Source organism: Kribbella sp. CA-253562 (assembly GCF_050942265.1).
Taxonomy (GTDB): Bacteria; Actinomycetota; Actinomycetes; order Propionibacteriales; family Kribbellaceae; genus Kribbella.
The window spans coordinates 6,087,677-6,110,601 of record NZ_CP192049.1; the positions used below are offsets into that span (position 1 = coordinate 6,087,677).

At 66.1% G+C, this 22,925-nt stretch carries 13 protein-coding genes and 3 rRNA genes; 10 read left to right on the top strand and 6 right to left on the bottom strand.

Going from position 1 to position 22,925, the window contains the following annotated elements:
- The 8 genes from ACQPXM_RS28690 (at window position 1) to ACQPXM_RS28725 (ending at window position 12,403) form a co-directional block, all read left to right on the top strand.
- Window positions 1-984: an ABC transporter permease gene (locus ACQPXM_RS28690; protein WP_432939082.1), complete on the top strand. Its 984-nt coding sequence runs from the start codon at window positions 1-3 to the stop codon at window positions 982-984.
- Window positions 984-2,882, top strand: coding sequence for a dipeptide/oligopeptide/nickel ABC transporter permease/ATP-binding protein (locus ACQPXM_RS28695; protein ID WP_432939085.1), 1,899 nt, complete (start codon window positions 984-986; stop codon window positions 2,880-2,882). The genes ACQPXM_RS28690 and ACQPXM_RS28695 overlap by 1 nt, the downstream gene beginning before the upstream one ends.
- Window positions 2,879-3,919 carry an ABC transporter ATP-binding protein gene (locus ACQPXM_RS28700; protein ID WP_432939087.1) on the top strand — a complete coding sequence of 347 codons (1,041 nt, stop codon included), beginning with the start codon at window positions 2,879-2,881 and terminating at the stop codon, window positions 3,917-3,919. Before ACQPXM_RS28695 ends, ACQPXM_RS28700 begins: the two co-directional genes overlap by 4 nt.
- Window positions 3,916-7,254 (top strand): serine hydrolase, encoded by a 3,339-nt coding sequence (locus tag ACQPXM_RS28705; protein ID WP_432939089.1) that lies wholly within the window; start codon window positions 3,916-3,918, stop codon window positions 7,252-7,254. Before ACQPXM_RS28700 ends, ACQPXM_RS28705 begins: the two co-directional genes overlap by 4 nt.
- Window positions 7,254-8,357, top strand: coding sequence for a M20 family metallopeptidase (locus ACQPXM_RS28710; RefSeq protein ID WP_432939092.1), 1,104 nt, complete (start codon window positions 7,254-7,256; stop codon window positions 8,355-8,357). Before ACQPXM_RS28705 ends, ACQPXM_RS28710 begins: the two co-directional genes overlap by 1 nt.
- Window positions 8,354-9,274: a GNAT family N-acetyltransferase gene (locus ACQPXM_RS28715; RefSeq protein WP_432939094.1), complete on the top strand. Its 921-nt coding sequence runs from the start codon at window positions 8,354-8,356 to the stop codon at window positions 9,272-9,274. Before ACQPXM_RS28710 ends, ACQPXM_RS28715 begins: the two co-directional genes overlap by 4 nt.
- On the top strand, window positions 9,274-10,380 hold the full coding sequence (gene menC / locus ACQPXM_RS28720) for an o-succinylbenzoate synthase (RefSeq protein WP_432939096.1): 1,107 nt from the start codon (window positions 9,274-9,276) through the stop codon (window positions 10,378-10,380). Before ACQPXM_RS28715 ends, menC begins: the two co-directional genes overlap by 1 nt.
- Window positions 10,381-10,495: 115 nt before the next feature.
- Window positions 10,496-12,403 carry a PucR family transcriptional regulator gene (locus tag ACQPXM_RS28725; RefSeq protein WP_432951107.1) on the top strand — a complete coding sequence of 636 codons (1,908 nt, stop codon included), beginning with the start codon at window positions 10,496-10,498 and terminating at the stop codon, window positions 12,401-12,403.
- A gap of 33 nt (window positions 12,404-12,436) precedes the next feature.
- Here ACQPXM_RS28725 and ACQPXM_RS28730 read toward each other — a convergent pair whose 3' ends face one another.
- Complete coding sequence (locus tag ACQPXM_RS28730) at window positions 12,437-13,090, bottom strand: nucleotidyltransferase domain-containing protein (RefSeq protein ID WP_432939098.1); 654 nt, start codon at window positions 13,088-13,090, stop codon at window positions 12,437-12,439.
- A 491-nt stretch (window positions 13,091-13,581) separates the two neighbouring features.
- Between ACQPXM_RS28730 and ACQPXM_RS28735 the strand changes: the two genes are divergently transcribed.
- Window positions 13,582-14,421 carry a helix-turn-helix domain-containing protein gene (locus ACQPXM_RS28735; protein ID WP_432939100.1) on the top strand — a complete coding sequence of 280 codons (840 nt, stop codon included), beginning with the start codon at window positions 13,582-13,584 and terminating at the stop codon, window positions 14,419-14,421.
- A gap of 66 nt (window positions 14,422-14,487) precedes the next feature.
- The gene (locus ACQPXM_RS28740) at window positions 14,488-15,069 is read left to right on the top strand and encodes a dihydrofolate reductase family protein (protein ID WP_432939103.1); all 582 of its coding nucleotides are present in this window, start codon (window positions 14,488-14,490) and stop codon (window positions 15,067-15,069) included.
- A gap of 214 nt (window positions 15,070-15,283) precedes the next feature.
- On the opposite strand, the gene rrf is transcribed toward ACQPXM_RS28740, so the two are convergent.
- From rrf to ACQPXM_RS28765, 5 genes are all read right to left on the bottom strand, one after another.
- A 5S ribosomal RNA gene (rrf, locus tag ACQPXM_RS28745) occupies window positions 15,284-15,401 on the bottom strand.
- Window positions 15,402-15,544: 143 nt separating this feature from the next.
- A 23S ribosomal RNA gene (locus tag ACQPXM_RS28750) occupies window positions 15,545-18,671 on the bottom strand.
- Window positions 18,672-19,153: 482 nt separating this feature from the next.
- Window positions 19,154-20,671 (bottom strand): 16S ribosomal RNA (locus tag ACQPXM_RS28755).
- Together the 16S, 23S and 5S rRNA genes form the textbook arrangement of a ribosomal RNA operon.
- A 496-nt stretch (window positions 20,672-21,167) precedes the next feature.
- The gene (locus ACQPXM_RS28760; protein WP_432939105.1) at window positions 21,168-22,115 is read right to left on the bottom strand and encodes an electron transfer flavoprotein subunit alpha/FixB family protein; all 948 of its coding nucleotides are present in this window, start codon (window positions 22,113-22,115) and stop codon (window positions 21,168-21,170) included.
- A gap of 14 nt (window positions 22,116-22,129) precedes the next feature.
- The gene (locus tag ACQPXM_RS28765) at window positions 22,130-22,912 is read right to left on the bottom strand and encodes an electron transfer flavoprotein subunit beta/FixA family protein (RefSeq protein ID WP_432939107.1); all 783 of its coding nucleotides are present in this window, start codon (window positions 22,910-22,912) and stop codon (window positions 22,130-22,132) included.
- Window positions 22,913-22,925 lie beyond the last annotated feature (13 nt).

Here is a 22,925-nt window from a genome sequence, read left to right on the forward strand (position 1 = left end):
GTGACGACTGCCGGCGCAGTTGGATCACGGCCGGAGGTCAACCCCTGGGTCCGATTCGCGGTTCGCCGGCTCGCTCGCCTGGTCGTGTCGGTGTTCGCGTTGCTCAGCGCCGCCTTCCTGATGATCCATCTGATTCCTGGCGACCCGGTCCGCTCGGCGCTGGGGCCGGCCGCACCCAAGAGCCTCGTCGACGCCCAGCGCGAGTCCCTCGGTCTGAACGACCCGCTCTGGGAGCAGTACCTGCACTTCCTGCAGCACTTGTTCACGGGGAATCTCGGTACGTCGATCACGACTGGGCTCCCCGTCTCGGACGTGATTCGCGACCGGCTGCCCGCGACCGTGCAGCTGGCCGTGGCCGCGTTCCTGGTCGCCGTCCTGATCGCGCTCCCGGTCGGCTTGGCCATGGGTGTTCTCACCCGGGCCGGCCGGCGGCCCCGGGCCGAGCTGGGCTTCACCTCGACGTCGGTGGTGCTCGCCGCGATCCCCGAGTTCCTGCTCGCAGTCGGGCTGGTCTACGTGTTCGCGGTGAAGCTGCAGTGGTTCCCGGTCGCGGGGCGCGGCAACGTCGCGTCGTACGTGCTGCCGGTGTTGTCCCTGGCGATCGGGCCGGCTGCTGTGCTGGCGCGCATCTGCCGGGTCGAGCTGCTCGCGGTACTGCAGACCGACTACCTGCGGACCGCCCGCGCCAAGCGTTTGCCGGCAACCGCCGTATATGTGCGCCACGCCTTGCCCAACGCGGTGACCGCGACGATCACGCTCGGCGGCCTGCTGCTGGGCGGGATGGTCGCCGGGACCGTCCTGGTCGAGAACGTGTTCGGCTGGCCCGGCCTGGGCAGCACGATCGTCTCCTCGATCCTGGCCAAGGACTACCCGCTGGTGCAGGGCGTGGTGCTCGTGTACGGCGTCGGCGTCCTGCTGGTGAACCTGGCCGTGGACGTCGCCCTTGCCCTGCTGGATCCGCGTTCGACCATCCGGGAGAGCTGATGGCCCGCCGAACCCGCTGGATCGCAGTCCTCCGTACGCCGGTCGGCGCCGGCGCGGGGGTGCTCCTGCTCGCCGTACTGCTGCTCGCACTGCTCGCTCCGCTGCTCTGGTCCGACCAAGCAAGTGCGATCGACACCGAGCATTTGCTGGAAGGCACGTCGTCCCAGCACTGGCTTGGCACGGACAGCCTCGGCCGGGACATCTTCTATCGCGTGCTCGTCGCCTCCCGGACGTCGATCATGCTCGCGCTCCTAGCCACCGCCCTCGGTGTGCTCGCGGGTCTCGTGCTCGGCACCGCGCCGCTGCTGCTGGGCCGGCGTGCGGGACGACTGACGACAGCGCTGGTGAACATCGCCGTCGCGTTCCCCGGCCTGCTGCTGGCGCTGTTCTTCGCGGTGATCTTCGGGGTCGGCGCGAAAGGCGCGGTGCTCGCGATCGGCCTGGCCGGCGCACCGGCGTTCGCGCGGCTGACCCAGACGCTGGTCGTGGGCATCGCGGAGCGGGACTTCGTCGCCGCGGCGCGGATCGCGGGGGTCGGCCGGTTCCGGATCCTGCTGCGACACGTCCTGCCCAACATCGCCGAACCGCTGGTGGTGAACGCGACGATCGGTGCCGGCGGCGTGCTGCTCGCCTTCGCCGGGCTGTCGTTCCTCGGCCTCGGCGTGCAGCCACCGGCCTACGACTGGGGGCGGCTGATGGGCGAGTCGCTGAACGGGATCTACGTGCATCCGGCCGCCGCACTCGCGCCGGGCGTCGCGGTGGTGATCGCGGGGCTGGCGTTCAACCTGTTCGGCGAAGCGGTGGCGAAGGGTCTCGGCGTGCCGGCCCTTGTGGGTCCGCGGTTGCGGACCCGGACGCCGGAGACGGTTCCCGCGGCGCCGGTCGACGACGATGCCGTGCTGGTGGTGAAGGATCTGCGGGTCAGCTTCCCCGGCCCGATCACGCCCGTGCGCGGCGTCAGCTTCACGATCCACAAGGGCGAAATCGTCGGGGTGGTTGGCGAATCCGGCTCGGGCAAGAGCCTGACCGCGCTCGCGGTCGCTCAGCTGATCGAGCCGCCGGGACACGTCGAGGCAGCCGAGTTGTCGTTCCTCGGTGCACCGCTGCTCGGCCGGCTGGCCGACCGCGGTTCGGCCGCGACGCGGCGAAGGTTGCTGGGGACATCTTTCGCGATGGTGTTCCAGGATCCGATGACGTCGTTCAACCCGACCAAGCGGATCGGCGTACAGCTTGCTGAGGGGGCTCGTGAACATCAAGGCCTGTCGCGCCGGCAGGCGATGGCGCGGGCGGTCGACCGGTTGCGTGCGGTTCGGGTCCCGGCGGCCGAGCGGCGGGCGCGGCAGTACCCGCACGAGTTCTCCGGCGGGATGCGGCAGCGCGCGATGATCGGGATGGGCCTGATGGGCGCGCCCGCGTTGATCGTCGCGGACGAGCCGACGACCGCGCTGGACGTCACCGTGCAGCGTCAGGTGCTGCGGTTGCTGGAGACGATCCGGGAGACCGACGACGTCGCCGTGCTGCTGATCAGCCACGACATCACCGTCGTCGCGCAGGTCTGCGACCGGGTGCTGGTGATGTACGCCGGGCGGATCGTCGAGGACCTGCCCGCGTCCGAACTCGCCACCGGGGCACGGCATCCCTACACCCGGGCGCTGCTGGCCGCCGTACCGGATCTGGACACGCCGCTCGACGAACCGCTGGCGGTGATTCCCGGCCGGCCGGTCGATCCGTCAGCTTTTCCGACCGGATGTGCCTACAAAGTGCGTTGTGAGTTCGTTGTCGAGTCCTGTTCTTCGAAGGATCCTGAACTGGTGGGCGCCGACCATCGAGTCGCCTGCTGGAATCCCCAAGGCCGGACGGTGTTGGGAATCGAGTCGATCCGGACGGGGCAACGATGAGCGAACTGCGTTTCGACCAGGTGACGGTCCGGTACGGCGCCGGCCGCCGTGCGCTGACCGCCGTCGACGGGGTCGATCTGACCGTGCCGTCCGGCCAGGTGGTCGGACTGGTCGGCGAGTCCGGCTCGGGGAAGTCGACGTTGGCGCGTGCCGCGGTCGGTCTGGCCGAGCTGTCGTCGGGGCAGATCCTGCTGGACGGCGTAAGGCTGCGGCACCGGACCGGTGGACGGCGTCCCCTGCAGATGGTGTTTCAGGATCCGTACTCGTCGCTGGATCCACGGATGACGATCGGCGACTCGATCGCCGAAGCCGTGCCACGCTCGGGGCCACCTCGCCGCGAGGAGGTGAGCCGACTGCTCGAGCTGGTCGGACTGGAGGCCGATCGAGCACAGGCCTATCCGGGCGCCTTGTCAGGTGGCCAAAGGCAACGAGTCGCCATCGCGCGAGCGCTGGCCGGGCAGCCCGACGTCGTGATCGCGGACGAGATCACTTCGGCTCTGGACGTGTCGATTCAGGGCACAGTGCTGAATCTCGTCCGCTCGCTGCAGCGTGAGCTGCGCCTGTCGATGCTGTTCATCTCGCACAACTTGGCTGTCGTTCGCTACGTGAGTGACTACATCGCGGTCATGTATCTCGGTCGCATCGTGGAGTTCGGACCGGCCGCGGACGTGCTCGGCGATCCACAACATCCCTCCACCAAGGAGCTGCTGGCCGCGGCGCCTCGCCGTGGGGCGACGTCGCTGCTCGATCCCGTGGCCCCACGGCTCTCCGACCCGACTGCGCAAGCCGTCGCGGAGCGCGCCGTGCAGGTGGTCGCCGAAGCCGAACCCGCCGATCCCCACCATCCACCCGCCGGCTGCCGGTTCCATCCGCGCTGCCCGATCGGGCCTTTGGTGCTCAGCGACCGCGAACACTGCCTGACGATCGATCCCACCACCGACGCCGACCGTCGACGTCATCGCGCCGCCTGCCATCACGTGGCCGGCGCCCTGCAGCCGGTCACCACCGGTTCCGTATCCAAGGAGGATTCCCTGTGACCCGACGTCTGCGCATCGACGACCTGACCGAGCTCGTGGTTCCGGAGCAGCCGGCGCTCTCGCCCGACGGCGCCCAGCTGGCCTACGTCCTGCGGACCATCGATGTGGAGGCCGACCGCACGCTGCGCAACCTGTGGCGGGTTCCGGCCTCCGGCGGCGAGCCACAGCAGCTGACCCGGGGTGATGGCGACACCTCGCCGACCTGGTCGCCGGACGGCAGTCAGCTGGCCTTCCTGCGCGCGAAGGACGGGCCTGCGCAGCTCTGGGTGCTGCCGGCCGATGGTGGTGAGCCGGAGCAGCTCACGACGCTGCCTCTCGGCGCCGGAGCTCCGCGCTGGAGTCCCGACGGGAAGCGGATCGCGTTCAGCGCTCCGGTCGACATCGCCGCGCTCGCCGGCGAGGACGACAAAGCTCGTGAGTCTCGCGACCACGCGCCGATCGTCACCGAGCGGCTGGACTATCAGGCCGACGGAGCCGGTTGGTTGCGCACCTATCGCGCACATGTCCACCTGCTCGACGTGGAGACCAAGAAGTGCCGCCAGGCGACCGAGGGCGACTGGCACGCCGGTGATCCGGCCTGGTCACCGGACGGGACCAAGGTCGCGTTCGGCGCGGCCACCGCTCCCGACGCCGATCTCGTCCCAACGGCACCGGCGTACGTGCTCGACGCGACGGACGAAAAAGCCGAGCCGCAGCTGGTCGGTCTGCAGGAGGGCTTGGCTGGTCCCGTGCTGTGGACCAGCGACGGCGAGTCCCTGCTGATCGTCGGCAACGCCACCGGCCCGGTCGGACACGCTGGACTGTTGCGACTCTCGCTGGACAGTGGCGACCTGGTGAACCTGGCGGCGCCGCTCGATCGCAACGTGATGCCCGGCGGACCGGCGTACCCGGGAGCCCTTCCGTTGTTGGTCGACGACGGCGAGACGGTGCTGTTCTGCGTGCGCGACCGCGGCTGCAGCCACCTGTACGCCGTACCGGTCGCCGGCGGCACGCCTCGGCGCGTGCTGGGAGAAGCGGGACAGAACGTCGTCGGCCTGTCGGTCGCCGGAGGAGTCGCGGCGGTCTCGCTGGCCACGCAGACGTCGTACGGGGAGATCGTCACGATCGATCTGGCCGACGGGACGGTGACACCGCGGACGTCGTACGGGCTGGAGGACGTCGAGCACTTCGCGCGGGAGGAGCGCGAGTTCACGATCTCGGACGGCACGGTCGTGGCCGGGTGGATCATTCGCGATCCGGAGGCCACCGGCGCGCAGCCGCTGCTGCTCGACGTGCACGGCGGTCCCCACAACGCGTGGAACGCCGTGACCGACGAGGTGCATCTCTACCACCAGGAGCTCGCCGCGCTGGGCTGGACCATCCTGCTGCTGAACCCGCGCGGCAGCGATGGCTACGGCGAGGACTTCTTCAACGCGGCGCTCGGCGGCTGGGGTACGGCGGACGCCGCCGACTTCCTCGAGCCGATCGACCAGCTCGTTGCCGAAGGCATCGCTGACGCGAAGCGGCTCGCAGTGGCGGGCTACAGCTACGGCGGCTTCATGACCTGCTACCTGACCAGCCGGGACAACCGGTTCGCGGCCGCGGTGGCCGGTGGCGTGGTGAGCGACCTGACCAGCATGGGCGGCACCTCGGACTCCGCGCACTTCCTGAACGTCTACGAGCTGAACGGTCCTGGCGACTTCACCGCCATGTCGCCGCTGAGCCAGGTCGACCAGGTGAAGACGCCGACCCTGGTGCTGCACGGCGACGCGGACGTGCGTTGCCCGGTCGGCCAAGCGCAGCAGTGGCACACCGCGCTGCGCGAGCAGGGAGTGCCGACCCAGCTGGTGCTGTACCCGGAGGCAAGCCACCTCTTCATCGTGGAGGGGCGGCCGTCGCACCGGCTCGACTTCAACCGCCGAATCCTCGACTGGGTCGAGCAATACGCGGGTGACGCTCGCGGACCGCGCCGGCCGCGGATCGACGCGGCGCACTGGCAGCGCAGGCTCACCACGCTCGCCGCCAAGCACAAGGTCGTCGGGGCTTCGCTGGGCATCCTGCGATTGCGGCCGGGCCAGGACGACGAGCTGGTGGAGGCGGCAACCGGCGTACTGCACAAGGAAACCGGTGTACCGGTGACCACCGACTCGATCTTCCAGATCGGCTCGATGTCGAAGGTGTGGACGGCGACGCTCGCGATGCAACTGATCGACGAGGGCCTGCTCGACCTGGACCAGCCGCTGATCCAGGTCCTGCCCGAACTGCAGCTCGGTGATCCCGATGTCGCCAAGCAGGTGACGATGCGGCAGTTGCTGACGCACACGAGCGGAATCGACGGCGACGTTTTCACCGACACCGGGCGGGGCGACGACTGCCTGGAGAAGTATGTGGACGGGCTGGCCGACGTGGGCCAGAACCACCCGATTGGGGTGACCTGGTCGTACTGCAACTCCGGCTTCTCGCTGGCCGGGCGCGTGATCGAGAAGCTCACCGGCAAGACCTGGGACGCGGCGCTGCGGGAGCGGATCTTCGAGCCGCTCGGCTTGCGTCGTACGGTCACACTGCCGGAGGAGGCGCTGCTGCATCGGGCCGCCGTCGGACACGTCGGCGAGGACGAGCTGTCGCCGGCGCCAGTCTGGGGACTCCCCCGATCGCTCGGTCCGGCCGGACTGATCACCTCGAGCGCGGCCGAAGCGCTGGCCTTCGCCCGGATGCACCTGAACGACGGGCTCGCGCCTGACGGCAAGCGGGTGTTGAGCTCGGCGTCGGTGACGACAATGGCCGACAAGCACGCGGAGCTGCCGGACAAGCACACCCTCGGCGACTCCTGGGGGCTCGGCTGGATCCGGTTCGACTGGGACGGTCACCGGCTGATCGGGCACGACGGCAACACGATCGGCCAGGCCGCGTTCCTGCGGGTGCTGCCCGAGCAGGGGCTGGCCGTGTCGCTACTGACCAACGGGGGCAACACCCACGACCTGTACGAGGAGCTGTACCGCGAGATCTTCGCCGAGGTCGCTGGCGTGGCGATGCCGTTGCCGCTGGCACCTTTGTCACCGGAGCCTTCGGTCGATCTGCACCGGCACGTCGGGCGGTACGAGCGGGCCAGCACACTGCAGGAGGTGTTCGTGCGGGACGGCCAGGCGGTGGTGCGGGTGACGCTGACCGGACCACTGGCCGAGCTGATGCCGGAGCCGGCGCAGGAGTTCGTGATGAGGCCGGCCGACGACAGCGGCGATCTGTTCGTCGTCCGCCAGCCGGGGTCGCTGACGTGGTCGGCGATCACCTTCTACTCATTGCCGAGCGGTGAGAGGTACATGCACTTCGGGGTTCGAGCAACGCCGAAGGTGGGCTGATGACGGCGTCTTCGGCGGTGATGCTGGCGGACCTGGAGACGTTGGTGACGTGCGAGTCGCCGTCGTCGGATCTCGCGGCCGTGGCCCGGAGCGCGGACGTGGTCGCCCAGCTGGGCAAGGAGCGGCTGGGCAGCGCACCGTCGTACGAGGTGGTGGACGGGTGGACGCACCTGCGCTGGAAGTTCGGCGACGGGCCCTCGCGGGTGCTTGTGCTCGGCCACCACGACACGGTCTGGCCGGCCGGTTCGCTGACCACGCATCCGTTCGCTGTGGACGGCGGAGTGGTCCGCGGGCCGGGGTGCTTCGACATGAAGGCCGGCCTGGTGATGGCCTTTCACGCCGTCGCCGCACTGCCGTCCCTGGATGGCGTCACCTTGCTCGTGACCGGTGACGAGGAGCTGGGCTCGCCGTCGTCGCGTTCCCTGATCGAGGCCGCGGCGGCCGGGTGCGCGGCGGCCTTGGTGCTGGAGGCTTCGGCCGACCACGGCGCCCTGAAGCTGGAGCGGAAGGGCGTGTCGAACTACGAGATCCGGATCGTCGGCCGGGCCTCCCATGCCGGCCTCGAGCCGGAGCTCGGGGTGAACGCGAGCATCGAGGCCGCCCACCAGATCCTTGCCGTCGCAGCGCTCGGCGACTCGTCGCTGGGCACGACGGTGACTCCGACGTTCCTGACGTCCGGCACCACCCGCAACACGGTTCCGGCCACCGGGAGCTTCATGGTCGACGTACGAGCTCGCACCGTGGCCGAGCAGCTCCGGGTCGACGAGGCCCTGCATGCCTTGGCGCCGGTTCTTCCCGAGGCTCGCTTGGAGATCATCGGCGGGCCCAACCGCCCGCCGCTGGAGCGAAGGATGTCCGACGCGTTGTACCAGCGCGCGGGCGTGCTGGCGTCGTCTCTCGGTCTGCCGCCGCTCCGGGAGACGTCGGTCGGCGGCGGGTCGGACGGCAACTTCACCGCTGGAGTCGGCACCCCGACGCTGGACGGCCTGGGTGCCGTCGGTGGCGGCGCCCATGCCGACGACGAGCACGTCGTGGTCGCCGAGCTCGTTCCGCGGACGTCTCTGCTCACAGCGCTGATCGCGGACCTGCTGGAGAGACCATGAGCGCCCCTGACCTGACCGACCTCAGCCCATCGACCAGCGCGGCAGACCAGGCCTCCTTGGCCGCCGCGGCGTCGGCCGGCGTACAGGTGCGGATGCTGACCGAGCTGAGCGAGCTGGACGGCGTCTACCGCCTTTACGACTCCATCTGGCGGCCTGATCCGAAGAATCCGCCGGTGACGACCGAGCTGCTGCGCGCGCTGACCAAAGCCGGCAACTACGTCTCCGGCGCCTACGACGGCGACGAGCTGATCGGTGCCTGCGTCGGCTTCTTCTCCGCGCCGGCCGAGGTGGCCATGCACAGCCACGTCGCCGGAGTCTCCGGACGAGCCCGCGGCCGCAACGTGGGCTTCGCCCTGAAACTTCACCAACGAGCGTGGGCTCTGCGGCGCGGCGTCACCGCGATCTCCTGGACCTTCGATCCCCTGGTCCGCCGCAACGCCTACTTCAACCTCAACAAACTCGCCGCCGAACCAGCCGAGTACCTGACCAACTTCTACGGCGACATGCACGACGGCATCAACAACGGCGACGACACCGACCGTCTGCTGGTCCGGTGGCAGCTGGAATCGCCCGCCGTCACCGAAGCCGCTTCCGGCCATCCGCCCGGCCCTGCGGCAAAGACCTTGCCTGAAGCAACTGTCGCCCTGTCCCGCACGCCCGACGACCATCCGACGATCCATCCGCCGGCGGCCTCACGCGTCCCGGGCGTCTCCAGTGGGCTCGGCGATCGCGTGATGCTGGTCGCCGTACCGGCTGACATCGAAGGCCTGCGGCACACAGCCCCGGCCGCGGCGAAAGCCTGGCGGGCGGCCCTGCGTGAGGTGCTCGGCGGTTTGCTCGCCGACGGATGGCAAGTGACCGGCTTCGACCGGACCGGTTGGTACGTGCTCGAACTTCCCGCGAGAGGACTGCTGTGATGAAGCTGAGCGGAGTCGAGCTGCGGCGGATCTCGTTGCCGTTGATCTCACCGTTCCGGACGTCGTTCGGGACCGAGACCACCCGGGACGCCCTGCTCGTGCGCGTCGTCAGCACCGAGGCCGAGGGCTGGGGCGAATGCGTTGCGATGGCCGGCCCGTTGTACTCGTCGGAATACGTCGACGCGGCGGTCGACGTGATGCGCCGCTTCTTCGTTCCCGCTCTGGCTGCGGTCGATCGCCTCGATGCGATCAGTGTCGCGCCGGCGCTCGAGAAGTTCCACGGTCACCGCATGACGAAGGCCGCGCTCGAGACCGCCGTACTGGACGCCGAGCTGCGCGCCGAAGGCCGCCCCCTGGCCCGCGAGCTAGGCGCCGTCCACGATCGGGTCCCGTGCGGCGTGTCCGTCGGCATCATGAACTCGATCGGCGAACTACTTGACGCCGTCGGCAACTACCTGGACGAGGGCTACCTGCGCATCAAGCTCAAGATCCAGCCCGGCTGGGACCTCGAACCGGTCGCCGCCGTCCGCGAACGCTTCGGCGACGACGTCCTGCTCCAGGTCGACGCCAACACCGCGTACGCCGTCTCCGACGCCCGCCACCTCGCCCGCCTCGACCCGTTCGACCTGTTGCTGATCGAGCAACCCCTCGACGAGGAGGACATCCTCGGCCACGCCGAACTCTCCCGCCACCTCAAGACCCCCGTCTGCCTCGACGAGTCGATCACCTCGGCCCGCTCCGCCGCCGCCGCGATCTCCCTCGGCGCCTGCAGCATCGTCAACATCAAACCCGGCCGAGTCGGCGGCTACCTCGAAGCCCGCCGCATCCACGACGTCTGCCAAGCCCACGGCATCCCGGTCTGGTGCGGCGGCATGCTCGAAACCGGCCTCGGCCGAGCCGCCAACGTAGCCCTGGCCGCCCTGCCCGGCTTCACCCTCCCCGGCGACACCTCAGCATCGTCCCGCTACTACCAGACCGACATCACCACCCCCTTCACCCTGATCGACGGCCACCTCGATGTCCCCACCGCCCCCGGCATCGGCGTCGACCCCCTGGAACCAGAACTGGCCGCCGTCACCACCCACACCGAATGGCTCAAGCTCTGACCACAGCATCCCGCCTCCCTGAGCGCCTGGTTGTCGGATCGAACGATCGCAGGGGCTGATTCTGTCCAGTTGGACGAACTAGTCTGGGATTCCGGCTTCTAGGTTCGGGAAGGTGATGCGTTCCGTGACGAACCGACCGCGTGCGAGCCTCGGCCGCGTCCTGGACGACCTCGGCGCCACCTTGCTCGAACTCGTGCACGGCGACGCCGACCGGCCAGTGGAGATCGGCGGCGTGGTGACGCACGACCCCGTCGACGAGCCCGTGCTGCCGTCCAACGCGCTGGTCCTCGGCGTCGGGCTGCAGGAGCCGGCCTTGATCGCCTGGACGCTGCGAGACCTGGGCCGTCAGGACGCCGCCGGCCTGGTGGTCCGCTCCCCCGTCCCCCGCCACGAAAGCATCACCGAAGCGGTTGCCGAGTCCGGGGTGGCCTTGCTCGGCCTGACCCGCGGCGCGTCGTGGGACCAACTGGCCGTGCTGCTTCGCTCCTTGCTCGCGGAGGGAGATGTCGGCGTCGCCGAGCCGGAGACGCTCGGCGGGATGCCGTCCGGCGATCTCTTCGCGCTCGCCAACGCAACCGCCGCGCTGCTCGACGCTCCGGTCACCATCGAGGATCGCAGCTCTCGCGTGCTGGCCTTCTCAGGCCGGCAAGACGAAGCCGACCCTGCCCGAGTCGAGACAGTCCTGGGCCGGCAGGTGCCCCAGCGGTACTCGCGATTGCTCGCCGAACGCGGCGTGTTCCGGGACCTGTACCGCACCGACCGCCCGGTCCACGTACCCCCGCTGCACATCACCGCGACCGAGTTCACGATCCCCCGCGTAGCCGTCGCAGTCCGCGCCGGCGACGAGATCCTCGGCTCCATCTGGGCCGCCGTTCGCGATCCACTCACCGAGGAACGCACCCAGGCCCTCTGCGACGCCGCCAAGCTGGTGGCCCTGCACATGCTACGAATCCGAGCCGGCGCCGACGTCGAACGCCGCCTCCGCGCCGACCTGGTCAGCACGGCTTTGGAGGGTGGAGCCGGAGCGCGAGAAGCGCTGGACCGCTTGGGCCTCGCCGACCAGCCGGTCGTCGTACTGGCGCTGGCGGTTCGGGTACGACGTCCGAACGGCGAGGAGAACGGACCCACGAGCCGTCACGGAGTCAGCGGCTCGGCCACCGGAGGTCGAAGCTCCGACAGCCGCCCGGCGAACGGAACGCCCGGTTCCAGCGTCCGGTCGGCCGCAGGAAGTCGCGGTTCGGACAGCCGGCCGACGACAGCGAATCCTGGTTCAGGCGGCCTGTCACCGGCGGGGAATCGAGTTCCCGGCGGCTGGTCGGCGGCGGACTCAGCTGATTCGCTGGTTGGTGAGGCCGGGCTGGCGACCGAGCGGCAGCGACTTGCGGATGCGTTCGCGATGCACCTCGGTGCCGTGCATCCACGGTCCGCGGCAGCGCTGGTCGGAGACGTTGCCTACGGCCTTCTTCCGGTGCGTGCCGATCGGGACGACGCGGAACAACGTGCCGTCCGGGTGGCCAAGGACTTCCTCGACCGGATCGGCGATCGTGTCACCGCGACCATCGGCGTCGGTCCCGTCGTTCAGGAGACCTCCCGGTTGCCGCACGCCCGAGCCGGCGCCGATCGAGCTCTGCGAGTTCTCCGTACCGGCTCGCAACGAGTCGCCCGGCTGGCCGATGTGCACGTCGAAACTCTCCTTCTCGAACTCCGCGACCTGATCGAGGCGCGCGGCGACCAGCCCACCGGTCCGATCGCGCGCCTGGTCGCGTACGACCGAGACCACAACACCAATCTCGTCGAGACCCTCAGAGCCTGGCTGGATGCGTTCGGGGACGTCATCACCGCCGCCGCGACCGTGTACGTCCATCCCAACACCTTCCGCTACCGACTCCGCCGCCTCGCGGAGGTCGCCGACCTGGACTTGGCAGACCCGGAAACCCGCTTCGCCGCCATGCTCCAGCTACGCGTCGTCACGCCACCCCCGCGACATCGTCCTGGTGAAGGAGCGCGAGGAGGCAAGGAATGACCGACGGGGAGGTCTGCAGGGGCGCCGGTCCGGTCAGGTCGTGGAGATTCGGGCGAGCCAAGGATGCGACGGGTGGAGGTGGTCGATCATGTCGGCCAGCCAGGCGCGTCTGGTGGCGGAGAGAAGGGGAAGGGTAACGGCCAGGTCCTCTTGGTCCTTGGGACGGTCGAGGCGGGCCTTGTAGGCAAGCGCCATTTCCGGAGTGATGTAGCGCAGGCCATCCGGCGCGATCCAGGTGATGTCGTCCAAGGCGAAGTCGAGGGACGGATCGCGGCGAAAGATCCAACGGCCCTCGCGGTCGGGATTGAGCACCAGGTCGTACTCCCACGGAGCGAGCGCATGCCGTCGGACCCAGATCTGGTCGGCCGACGAAGGCTGCTCGGGTCGCTCGTCGGTCAGTGGGCTCAGTCGACCGCTGTCGTTCGACCACAAGTGGTAGCGCCCCTTCAGATGCCGGCGCAGCATCTCCACGTCTTTGCGCCACAACGACACGTCGATGTCCTCATGCGGACGCCGCACACCGGTGAACGCCTCGATCGCCCAACCACCGGCGATCCACCAGTCGGAGGGAAACCCATCGAAGAGCTCTCCGGCCTCCCGGGGCGTGGACACGCGCCAAGGACCGTAGAGCTGCTGGAACGCGAGCTCCTCCTCATCAAGACCGTCGGGATACCAAGTGCTTTCCATAGACCGATCCTCACATCCCCACAGACCGCAGAAGCTTCGGCCATCCCCAGCTGGGCGACCCTGGAGACCCCAGAATCGCCGTCGCCCGCGCAGCACGCGTGACCGACGCCGATGTCCGGCGGCCGGGCGCTGGCCGGGATCGGCGCCGGCTCGATGCCAGCAGCAGCGCCAATGCCAGCAGCAGGAAGCCCGCCGCCGCGGCCACGAGGTCACCGCGGCCGTGCGGACACCCGGCAAGTACGCCGGCCCGCCGGTCGAGGTGGTCGCGGCCGGGGCAGCCAACGCCAGCGGCAGGGGCAGGGGCAGGGGCAGGGGCAGGGGCAGGGGCAGGGGCAGGGGCAACGGCAACGGCAACGGCAACGGCAACGGCAACGGCAACGGCAACGGCAACGGCAACGGCAACGGCAACGGCAACGGCAACGGCAACGGCAACGGCAACGGCAGGACCATACCGGCTCGCGATCCGGTGGGGCGTCGGCGATGCTGTGGGTGTGGAGTACGTGTCCAGAGTCCCGCGACCGCCGCTGGACGGGCTGATCGACGACCTCTACTACCTGGAGGGCGCGCCGCCGTATGCGCTGCTGACGCTGCCGCCCGCGCCGTCGGCGCTGCTCATCGTGAACCTCGGGGCGCCGTTTCGCATCCGCGGCGGTACCGACATCGAGACGGCCGAATACGCCGACGGCTGTGTGGTCACCGTGCCGACCCGCGCTTGGGAGTTCGGCTACCCACTCGGGACCCGGTCAGTCGGCGTGCACTTCAAGCCGTGGGGGCTGGCGCCGTTCCTGCCGATGCCCGCGGCCGAGCTGTGCGACCGGCCCGTGACGGTGGAGCAGGTCTGGGGCCGGCCCGCCATTGTTGAGCTGCAAGACCGGCTGGCGACGGCGGGCGGACCGCACGAAATGCTGACGCTGCTCGAGGACGAGCTGATGCGACGGCTGTGCGAGACCGCCGGCCTGGGGCTGGTCCGCCATCTGAGCAGCGTCATCGCGGCGGCCAGCGGGGCGGTGGCGATCGGTGAACTGAGCGGGGCCGCCGGTGTCAGCAGCACTCATCTGGCTCAGCGGTTCAAGGAGCTCATCGGCGTCACGCCGAAGCGGCTGGCCCGCACGTACCGCTTCGTCGACACCATGTTCGCGATGGACCCCGCCGGACCGGTCGACTGGGGCGACCTCGCCGGTGGCGCAGGCTACTTCGACCAGGCCCACTTCGGCCACGAGTTCCGGGCCTTCACCGGGCTCACGCCCACGCAGTACGTCGAAGTCCGGCGGCGCTTCCTGCGCGAACATCCCGGCCACGTGCTGGAGGGCTGGCCGATTCCGGCCGATTGATTTCTTACAAGAGCGGCAGCTCACGACACGCTAGTTTGAGGGCACCCCAAAGCAGAGGAGAGCCCCGTGGGCAAGGTGGTCATGTACAGCTCGGTGTCCGTGGACGGCTTCATCGCGGACGAGAATGACCAGCCCGGACCGCTGTTCGACTGGTTGTCCAGCGGTGAGGTGCCGTTGGACGACAGTGGAATGCTCAACGTGTCGCAGCAGTCCTACGACTACACCCGGGCGTACTGGGACCAGGTCGGGGTGACAATCGCCGGCCGCCACGTCTTCGACCTGACCGACGGCTGGGACGGGAAGCCTCCGAGCGGGATCGACCATGTGGTCGTCGTGACGCATCGGCCGGCGCCCGAGGGCTGGGACCCCGAGGCACCGTTCCACTTCGTCGACGGCGTCGAGGCAGCCGTGACCAAGGCGCAGGAGCTCGCGGGCGACCGCCTGGTCGAGTTCGCCGCCGGCGACGTCGGTGGCCAAGCGCTTGCCGCGGGCCTGGTCGACGAGGTGCGCATGGACGTCGTGCCCGTCATGTTCGGGTCCGGCAAGCGCTACTTCGGGTCAGTCGACGCGCAGCACCTGTTGGAGGATCCCGACGTGGTGATCCAGGGCAACCGGGTCCTTCACCTGCGCTATCAGGTACGGCGTTGACCGACCTGAGCGGCTTAACTCCGGTGCGACGGTGTGCCCGGCGCGGGTCAGCTGCTGGCTGCGGAAAGCACGTCAGAGACGTCTGAACGCAAGAATGCGGCCGGCCACCAGGCCGACCGCGTCACAAGGGTCGTGTCGCACCCCACGCAGCCAAAGATGTTGGGGGAATTGTTAAGGGCCACCCCGGGTGGGGGTGGCCCTTAACAGTGTGAATGTCCGGCGACGTCCTACTCTCCCACGACCTCCCGGTCGCAGTACCATCGGCGCTGTCGGGCTTAACTTCCAGGTTCGGAATGGAGACTGGGTGTTTCCCCGACGCTATGGTCACCGTAACTCTATAGAAATATCAACCAACACACACAAACCACTCACGAAGAGGGTTGGGGTTGACCGTATTCCGGGAACCGTACAGTGAACGCGAACATCGTTTACGCAGCAAATATCGTCTCAATGTATGACCACCCGAAGGTGGTGTTGAGACAAGCCCTCGGCCTATTAGTACCAGTCAGCTCCACACCTTACGGCGCTTCCACTTCTGGCCTATCAACCCAGTGGTCTACTGGGGGCCTTACCCGATTAACTCGGTGGGAGACCTCATCTTGAAGCGTGCTTCCCGCTTAGATGCTTTCAGCGGTTATCACTCCCGAACGTAGCCAACCAGCCGTGCTCCTGGCGGAACAACTGGCACACCAGAGGTTCGTCCACCCCGGTCCTCTCGTACTAGGGGCAGCCCTTCTCAAGTCTCCTGCGCGCGCAGCGGATAGGGACCGAACTGTCTCACGACGTTCTAAACCCAGCTCGCGTGCCGCTTTAATGGGCGAACAGCCCAACCCTTGGGACCTACTCCAGCCCCAGGATGCGACGAGCCGACATCGAGGTGCCAAACCATCCCGTCGATATGGACTCTTGGGGAAGATCAGCCTGTTATCCCCGGGGTACCTTTTATCCGTTGAGCGACGGTGCTCCCACATGCCACCGCCGGATCACTAGTTCCGACTTTCGTCCCTGCTCGACATGTCTGTCTCACAGTCAAGCTCCCTTGTGCACTTACACTCGACACCTGATTGCCAACCAGGCTGAGGGAACCTTTGAGCGCCTCCGTTACCTTTTAGGAGGCGACCGCCCCAGTCAAACTACCCACCAGGCACTGTCCCTGATCCAGATAATGGACCGAAGTTAGACAGCCAGAACAACCAGAGTGGTATTTCAACGATGACTCCACCCGAACTGGCGTCCGGATTTCACAGTCTCCCACCTATCCTACACAAGTTGTACCGACCACCAATACCAAGTTGTAGTAAAGGTCCCGGGGTCTTTCCGTCCTGCTGCGCGTAACGAGCATCTTTACTCGTAATGCAATTTCGCCGAGTCCATGGTTGAGACAGCGCCCAAGTCGTTACGCCATTCGTGCAGGTCGGAACTTACCCGACAAGGAATTTCGCTACCTTAGGATGGTTATAGTTACCACCGCCGTTTACTGGCGCTTAAGTTCAAAGCTTCGCCGGCCTAAACCAGCTAACCTGTCCCCTTAACGTTCCAGCACCGGGCAGGCGTCAGTCCGTATACATCGAATTACTTCTTCGCACGGACCTGTGTTTTTAGTAAACAGTCGCTTGGGCCTGGTCTCTGCGGCCATCAACGCTTCCACCAGCAAGTGGTGTAACGCATCCGGCCCCCCTTCTCCCGAAGTTACGGGGGCATTTTGCCGAGTTCCTTAACCATGGTTCACTCGATCGCCTTGGTATTCTCTACCTGATCACCTGTGTCGGTTTGGGGTACGGGCGGCTCTAACACTCACTACGAAGTTTTTCTTGGCAGCATGGGATCATCCACTTCCCCTAAACGGGTCCGCCTCGGTTCTCAGGCTCAATGAGACACGGATTTGCCTATGCCTCGCCCTACCACCTTGCCCGCGGATCAGCTTGCGCCTACCATCGCCGCGGCTGGACTGCCCTCCTGCGTCACTCCTTAGTGCACCTAATACCACCTAGGGTCAACAGATCCACTACTTGGCCCGAAGGCCGCCTAGCTTCTCGGTCTTAGCATCAGTGACCTCGGTCGGGTCGTGTTAATGCCGGTACGGGAATATCAACCCGTTGTCCATCGACTACGCCTGTCGGCCTCGCCTTAGGTCCCGACTTACCCAGGGCAGATTAGCTTGACCCTGGAACCCTTGATCATTCGGCGGACGGGTTTCTCACCCGTCATTCGCTACTCATGCCTGCATTCTCACTCGTGCAGCCTCCACAACTAGATCACTCTGCTGCTTCACACGCTGCACGACGCTCCCCTACCCATCCACACACCTGGACCAGATCCGAAGACCCAGCCGAGTACAAATGTGAATGCCACAGCTTCGGCGGATTGCTTGAGCCCCGCTACATTGTCGGCGCGGAATCACTTGACCAGTGAGCTATTACGCACTCTTTCAAGGGTGGCTGCTTCTAAGCCAACCTCCTGGTTGTCTGGGCAACTCCACATCCTTTTCCACTTAGCAATCGCTTAGGGGCCTTAGCTGGTGATCTGGGCTGTTTCCCTCTCGACTACGGAGCTTATCCCCCGCAGTCTCACTGCCGCGCTCTCACTTACCGGCATTCGGAGTTTGGCTGATTTCGGTAAGCCGGTAAGCCCCCTAGACCATCCAGTGCTCTACCTCCGGTAAGAAACACGCGACGCTGCACCTATATGCATTTCGGGGAGAACCAGCTATCACGGAGTTTGATTGGCCTTTCACCCCTATCCACAGGTCATCCCCCAGGTTTTCAACCCTGGTGGGTTCGGTCCTCCACGCGGTCTTACCCGCGCTTCAACCTGCCCATGGATAGATCACTCCGCTTCGGGTCTAGAGCATGCGACTCAAACGCCCTATTCAGACTCGCTTTCGCTACGGCTACCCCACACGGGTTAACCTCGCCACATACCACTAACTCGCAGGCTCATTCTTCAAAAGGCACGCCGTCACACCCCACAAGTGAGGAGCTCCGACGGATTGTAGGCAACCGGTTTCAGGTACTATTTCACTCCCCTCCCGGGGTACTTTTCATCTTTCCCTCACGGTACTAGTCCGCTATCGGTCACCAAGAAGTATTTAGGCTTAGCGGGTGGTCCCGCCAGATTCACACGAGATTTCAAGAGTCCCGTGCTACTCGGGAAAACACTCGGAAGTCACTGTCTTACGCCTACGGGGCCATTACCCACTACGGCCCGGCATTCCAACCGGTTCGACTTCAACAATGATTTATAACTCCCTGGACCCACGGCATTAGGCCCTGAATGCTCCCACAACCCCACATACGCAACGCACGCCGGCTATCACACGCACATGGTTTAGCCTCATCCGCTTTCGCTCGCCACTACTCACGGAATCACTATTGTTTTCTCTTCCTGCGGGTACTGAGATGTTTCACTTCCCCGCGTTCCCTCCAGAACCCTATGTGTTCAGGAACTGGTAACTGGCTTTAGAATGCCAGCTGGGTTTCCCCATTCGGACACCCCCGGATCACAGCTTGGTTGCCAACTCCCCGGGGCTTATCGCAGGCTCCTACGTCCTTCATCGGCTCTTGGTGCCTAGACATCCACCGATTGCCCTTAGTAGCTTGTCACACATACAAAGGAACAATAAAAATCGCTACAAAAGATGCTCGCGTCCACTATACAGTTCTCAAAATACGGGCAGGAACACCGCCTCTTTACCACCACTACCCTCGGTAAAAGCCCATCAGGGGGAACAACACACCCTTCAAAACCTCAACACCAGGAGTTTGGTGAGAGCCGGCCCCAACCACACCCCACACCAGATCCGCAAAGATCCCGCATGGAAGCGGCCTTGAAAAACCAGTCCATCACTCCGAAGAGCTCCGGCCCGATTCCTCAGGACCCAACAGCGCGCCTCGGCCCATCCCTAGTCATGTCTTCACGTTCCACGCCTCACCTCCGAAGAGAATCAGCAGTACTAGTGTCAACACTCAAGTTCTGGGCCTAATGGTCAATGTTCCACATTCCGAAGCACCATCGCCTCAGAACGGATGTCTGAGAAACGATGAATAGGCAGTCACCCAATGGATGGCTGCCGAATGCTCCTTAGAAAGGAGGTGATCCAGCCGCACCTTCCGGTACGGCTACCTTGTTACGACTTCGTCCTAATCGCCAGCCCCACCTTCGACGGCTCCCTCCACAAGGGTTAGGCCACCGGCTTCGGGTGTTGCCGACTTTCATGACGTGACGGGCGGTGTGTACAAGGCCCGGGAACGTATTCACCGCAGCGTTGCTGATCTGCGATTACTAGCGACTCCGACTTCATGGGGTCGAGTTGCAGACCCCAATCCGAACTGAGACCGGCTTTTTGGGATTCGCTCCACTTTGCAGTTTCGCAGCCCTTTGTACCGGCCATTGTAGCATGCGTGAAGCCCTGGACATAAGGGGCATGATGACTTGACGTCATCCCCACCTTCCTCCGAGTTGACCCCGGCAGTCTCCTATGAGTCCCCACCATAACGTGCTGGCAACATAGGACGAGGGTTGCGCTCGTTGCGGGACTTAACCCAACATCTCACGACACGAGCTGACGACAGCCATGCACCACCTGTATAGGACCCTTACGGACCCCCCATCTCTGGAGGATTTCCCTATATGTCAAACCCAGGTAAGGTTCTTCGCGTTGCATCGAATTAATCCGCATGCTCCGCCGCTTGTGCGGGCCCCCGTCAATTCCTTTGAGTTTTAGCCTTGCGGCCGTACTCCCCAGGCGGGGCGCTTAATGCGTTAGCTGCGGCACGGAGGACGTGGAATGTCCCCCACACCTAGCGCCCAACGTTTACGGCGTGGACTACCAGGGTATCTAATCCTGTTCGCTACCCACGCTTTCGCTCCTCAGCGTCAGGTAAGGCCCAGAGAGCCGCCTTCGCCACCGGTGTTCTTCCTGATATCTGCGCATTCCACCGCTACACCAGGAGTTCCGCTCTCCCCTGCCTACCTCTAGTCTGCCCGTATCGGAAGCAGGCTCGGAGTTAAGCTCCGAGTTTTCACTCCCGACGTGACGAACCGCCTACGAGCCCTTTACGCCCAATAATTCCGGACAACGCTCGGACCCTACGTATTACCGCGGCTGCTGGCACGTAGTTGGCCGGTCCTTCTTCTGCAGGTACCGTCACTCTCGCTTCGTCCCTGCTGAAAGAGGTTTACAACCCGAAGGCCGTCATCCCTCACGCGGCGTTGCTGCGTCAGGCTTTCGCCCATTGCGCAATATTCCCCACTGCTGCCTCCCGTAGGAGTCTGGGCCGTGTCTCAGTCCCAGTGTGGCCGGTCGCCCTCTCAGGCCGGCTACCCGTCGACGCCTTGGTAGGCCATTACCCCACCAACAAGCTGATAGGCCGCGAGCCCATCCCCAACCGCCAGAACTTTCAACCCCAAACCATGAAGCTCAGGGTGATATCCGGTATTAGACCCCGTTTCCGAGGCTTATCCCGAAGTTGAGGGTAGGTTGCTCACGTGTTACTCACCCGTTCGCCGCTCGTGTACCCCCGAAGGGGCCTTACCGCTCGACTTGCATGTGTTAAGCACGCCGCCAGCGTTCGTCCTGAGCCAGGATCAAACTCTCCGTTGAAATCTATATATCCACCACGGCGAACCGCGGAGAACAGACAAACGAAAAACGATCCATTGCAATCAGAAACAAATCAAACTGACTTGAATCCAGAAAAATTACAAAGGAATCCAATCACGAAATCAAAAAGATGACCCGTGAATGGGGGTTAATGCTAAATTTCGGCATTGACTTTCGGCACGCTGTTGAGTTCTCAAGAATCGGGCGCACACCGCATCCTCAGCCTCTCAGCCAGGACTCCGGGGCAACTCGACCAACCTTACTGATCCGTCCAGGCCCGGTCAAATCGGCCTTTTCCGACCAGCATCCCTGCGTGACTCAGTAGCCCAAACCCGCACGAGGCGCGTCTCGGCTCCAGGAACCTTCAGGGATTGTGCGGAGCGACCGGCCGCTTTCGCGTCCCGCACTCGCTCCAACAAGAAGAACATTACTGCGCGAAGATGCAAATCGAGGGTTGGGGCCCGCCGTCGAGGGGTACCGACGGGCCCCGACCGGGTCAGGACTTGCGCTTGGTGACCTCTTCGGTGGCGGCCGGCAGGACCTTGTGCAGGTCCCCCACGACGCCGAAGTCGACCAGCTCGAAGATGGGGGCTTCCTCGTCCTTGTTGATGGCGACGATGGTCTTCGAGGTCTGCATGCCCGCCCGGTGCTGGATGGCCCCGGAGATGCCCGCGGCCACGTACAGCTGCGGGGAGACGGTCTTGCCCGTCTGGCCCACCTGATAGGCGTGCGGGTACCACCCGGAGTCCACAGCGGCCCGGGAAGCGCCCACAGCGGCGCCCAGGGAGTCGGCGAAGGCTTCGACAGGGCCGAAGTCACCGCCGGTGCCACGACCACCGGAGACGATGATGGCGGCCTCCGTGAGCTCGGGACGACCGGTGGCCTCGCGCGGCTTGGAGTCGGTGATGCGCGCCGTCTTCGCGGCCTCAGAGATCGTCACGTCGAACTCCTCCACCTCCGGCGACGTCTCGGCGGCCTCCGGGGTGGCGGAGTTCGGCTTGACCGTGATGATGGGCGTGCCGTGGGTGATCTTGGCCTGGACGGTGTAGTTGCCGGCGAACACCGACTGCGTGGTCACCGGGCCCTCCTGCACATCCACAGCATCCGTGATCAGACCGGACTCCAGCTTCACCGCCAGCCGGGCGGCGATCTCCTTGCCCTCCGCGCTGGACGAGATCAGGATCGCCGACGGCTCCACCTTGGCCGCGACCTGCTGCAGCGCCTCGGCCTTCGGAGCCACCAGGTACTGCGACAGCTCCGGGTTCGTCAGCGCGATCACCTTGGTCGCGCCGTACTGGCCCAGGGCGGGCAGGGCGTCCTGGACGCCGTCACCGATGTAGACCGCGACCGGCTCGCCGAGCCGGCGCGCGATCGTGAGGAGCTCCGCGGTGGTCTTGCGGACCGTGCCGCCGGTGTGGTCGACGAGTACGAGAACGTTCGACATGTTCGGGTCGCTCCTCAGAGGAACTTGTTGGTGGACAGGAACTCGACGAGCTGGGCAGCGCCGCTGCCGTCCTCGTCCGCGACGATCGTGCCGGCGGTGCGCGCCGGACGGGCGGTCACCTCGACGACCTCGGTCCAGGCCGCGGCCTGGCCCACCTGGTCGGCCGACAGCTCGAGGTCGGCCAGCGACCACGTCTCGACCGGCTTCTTCTTCGCCGCCATGATGCCCTTGAACGACGGGTAGCGCGGCTCGTTGGCCTGGTCGCTGACGCTCAGCACCAAGGGCAGCGTGCCCTCGACGGTGTCGCTGGCCAGATCGCCGTCCCGGCGGATCTTCACCGTGGTCCCGTCGACGGTCACCTCCGAGCCCAGCGTGACGGCCGGCAGGCCGAGCCGCTCGGCCACCATCGCCGGCACGACGCCCATGCCACCGTCGGTGGAGCCCATCCCGAACACGACCAGGTCGGCCTCGAGCTTGCTCAGCGCCTTGGCCAGGATCAGCGAGGTGGCCACGGCGTCCGAACCGTGGATCGCGTCGTCGATCACGTGAACGCCGGCGTCGGCGCCCATCTGCAGGCCCTTCTTGACGGCGTCGGCGGCCTGCTCCGGGCCGACGGTGAGCACGGTCACCTCGGCATCGCCGTTCTCCTTGACGGTGAGCGCGGTCTCGACGGCGTACTCGTCCAGCTCGGACAGCAGTCCGTCGACACCGGCGCGGTCCACCGTGTTGTCCTCGGAGCGGAAGCGGCGGTCCGCCGTGGCATCCGGCACGAACTTCGCGCAGACGACGATCTTCATAGCGTGTGGGACC

Bases quoted from the DNA above. Each gene is read 5' to 3' on its own strand.
- ACQPXM_RS28700 (WP_432939087.1), top strand. From the start codon at position 2,879: ATGAGCGAACTGCGTTTCGACCAGGTGACGGTCCGGTACGGCGCCGGC.
- menC (WP_432939096.1), top strand. From the start codon at position 9,274: ATGAAGCTGAGCGGAGTCGAGCTGCGGCGGATCTCGTTGCCGTTGATC.
- ACQPXM_RS28765 (WP_432939107.1), bottom strand. From the start codon at position 22,912: ATGAAGATCGTCGTCTGCGCGAAGTTCGTGCCGGATGCCACGGCGGAC.
- ACQPXM_RS28695 (WP_432939085.1), top strand. From the start codon at position 984: ATGGCCCGCCGAACCCGCTGGATCGCAGTCCTCCGTACGCCGGTCGGC.
- ACQPXM_RS28710 (WP_432939092.1), top strand. From the start codon at position 7,254: ATGACGGCGTCTTCGGCGGTGATGCTGGCGGACCTGGAGACGTTGGTG.
- ACQPXM_RS28730 (WP_432939098.1), bottom strand. From the start codon at position 13,090: ATGGAAAGCACTTGGTATCCCGACGGTCTTGATGAGGAGGAGCTCGCG.
- ACQPXM_RS28760 (WP_432939105.1), bottom strand. From the start codon at position 22,115: ATGTCGAACGTTCTCGTACTCGTCGACCACACCGGCGGCACGGTCCGC.
- ACQPXM_RS28715 (WP_432939094.1), top strand. From the start codon at position 8,354: ATGAGCGCCCCTGACCTGACCGACCTCAGCCCATCGACCAGCGCGGCA.
- ACQPXM_RS28725 (WP_432951107.1), top strand. From the start codon at position 10,496: ATGCGTTCCGTGACGAACCGACCGCGTGCGAGCCTCGGCCGCGTCCTG.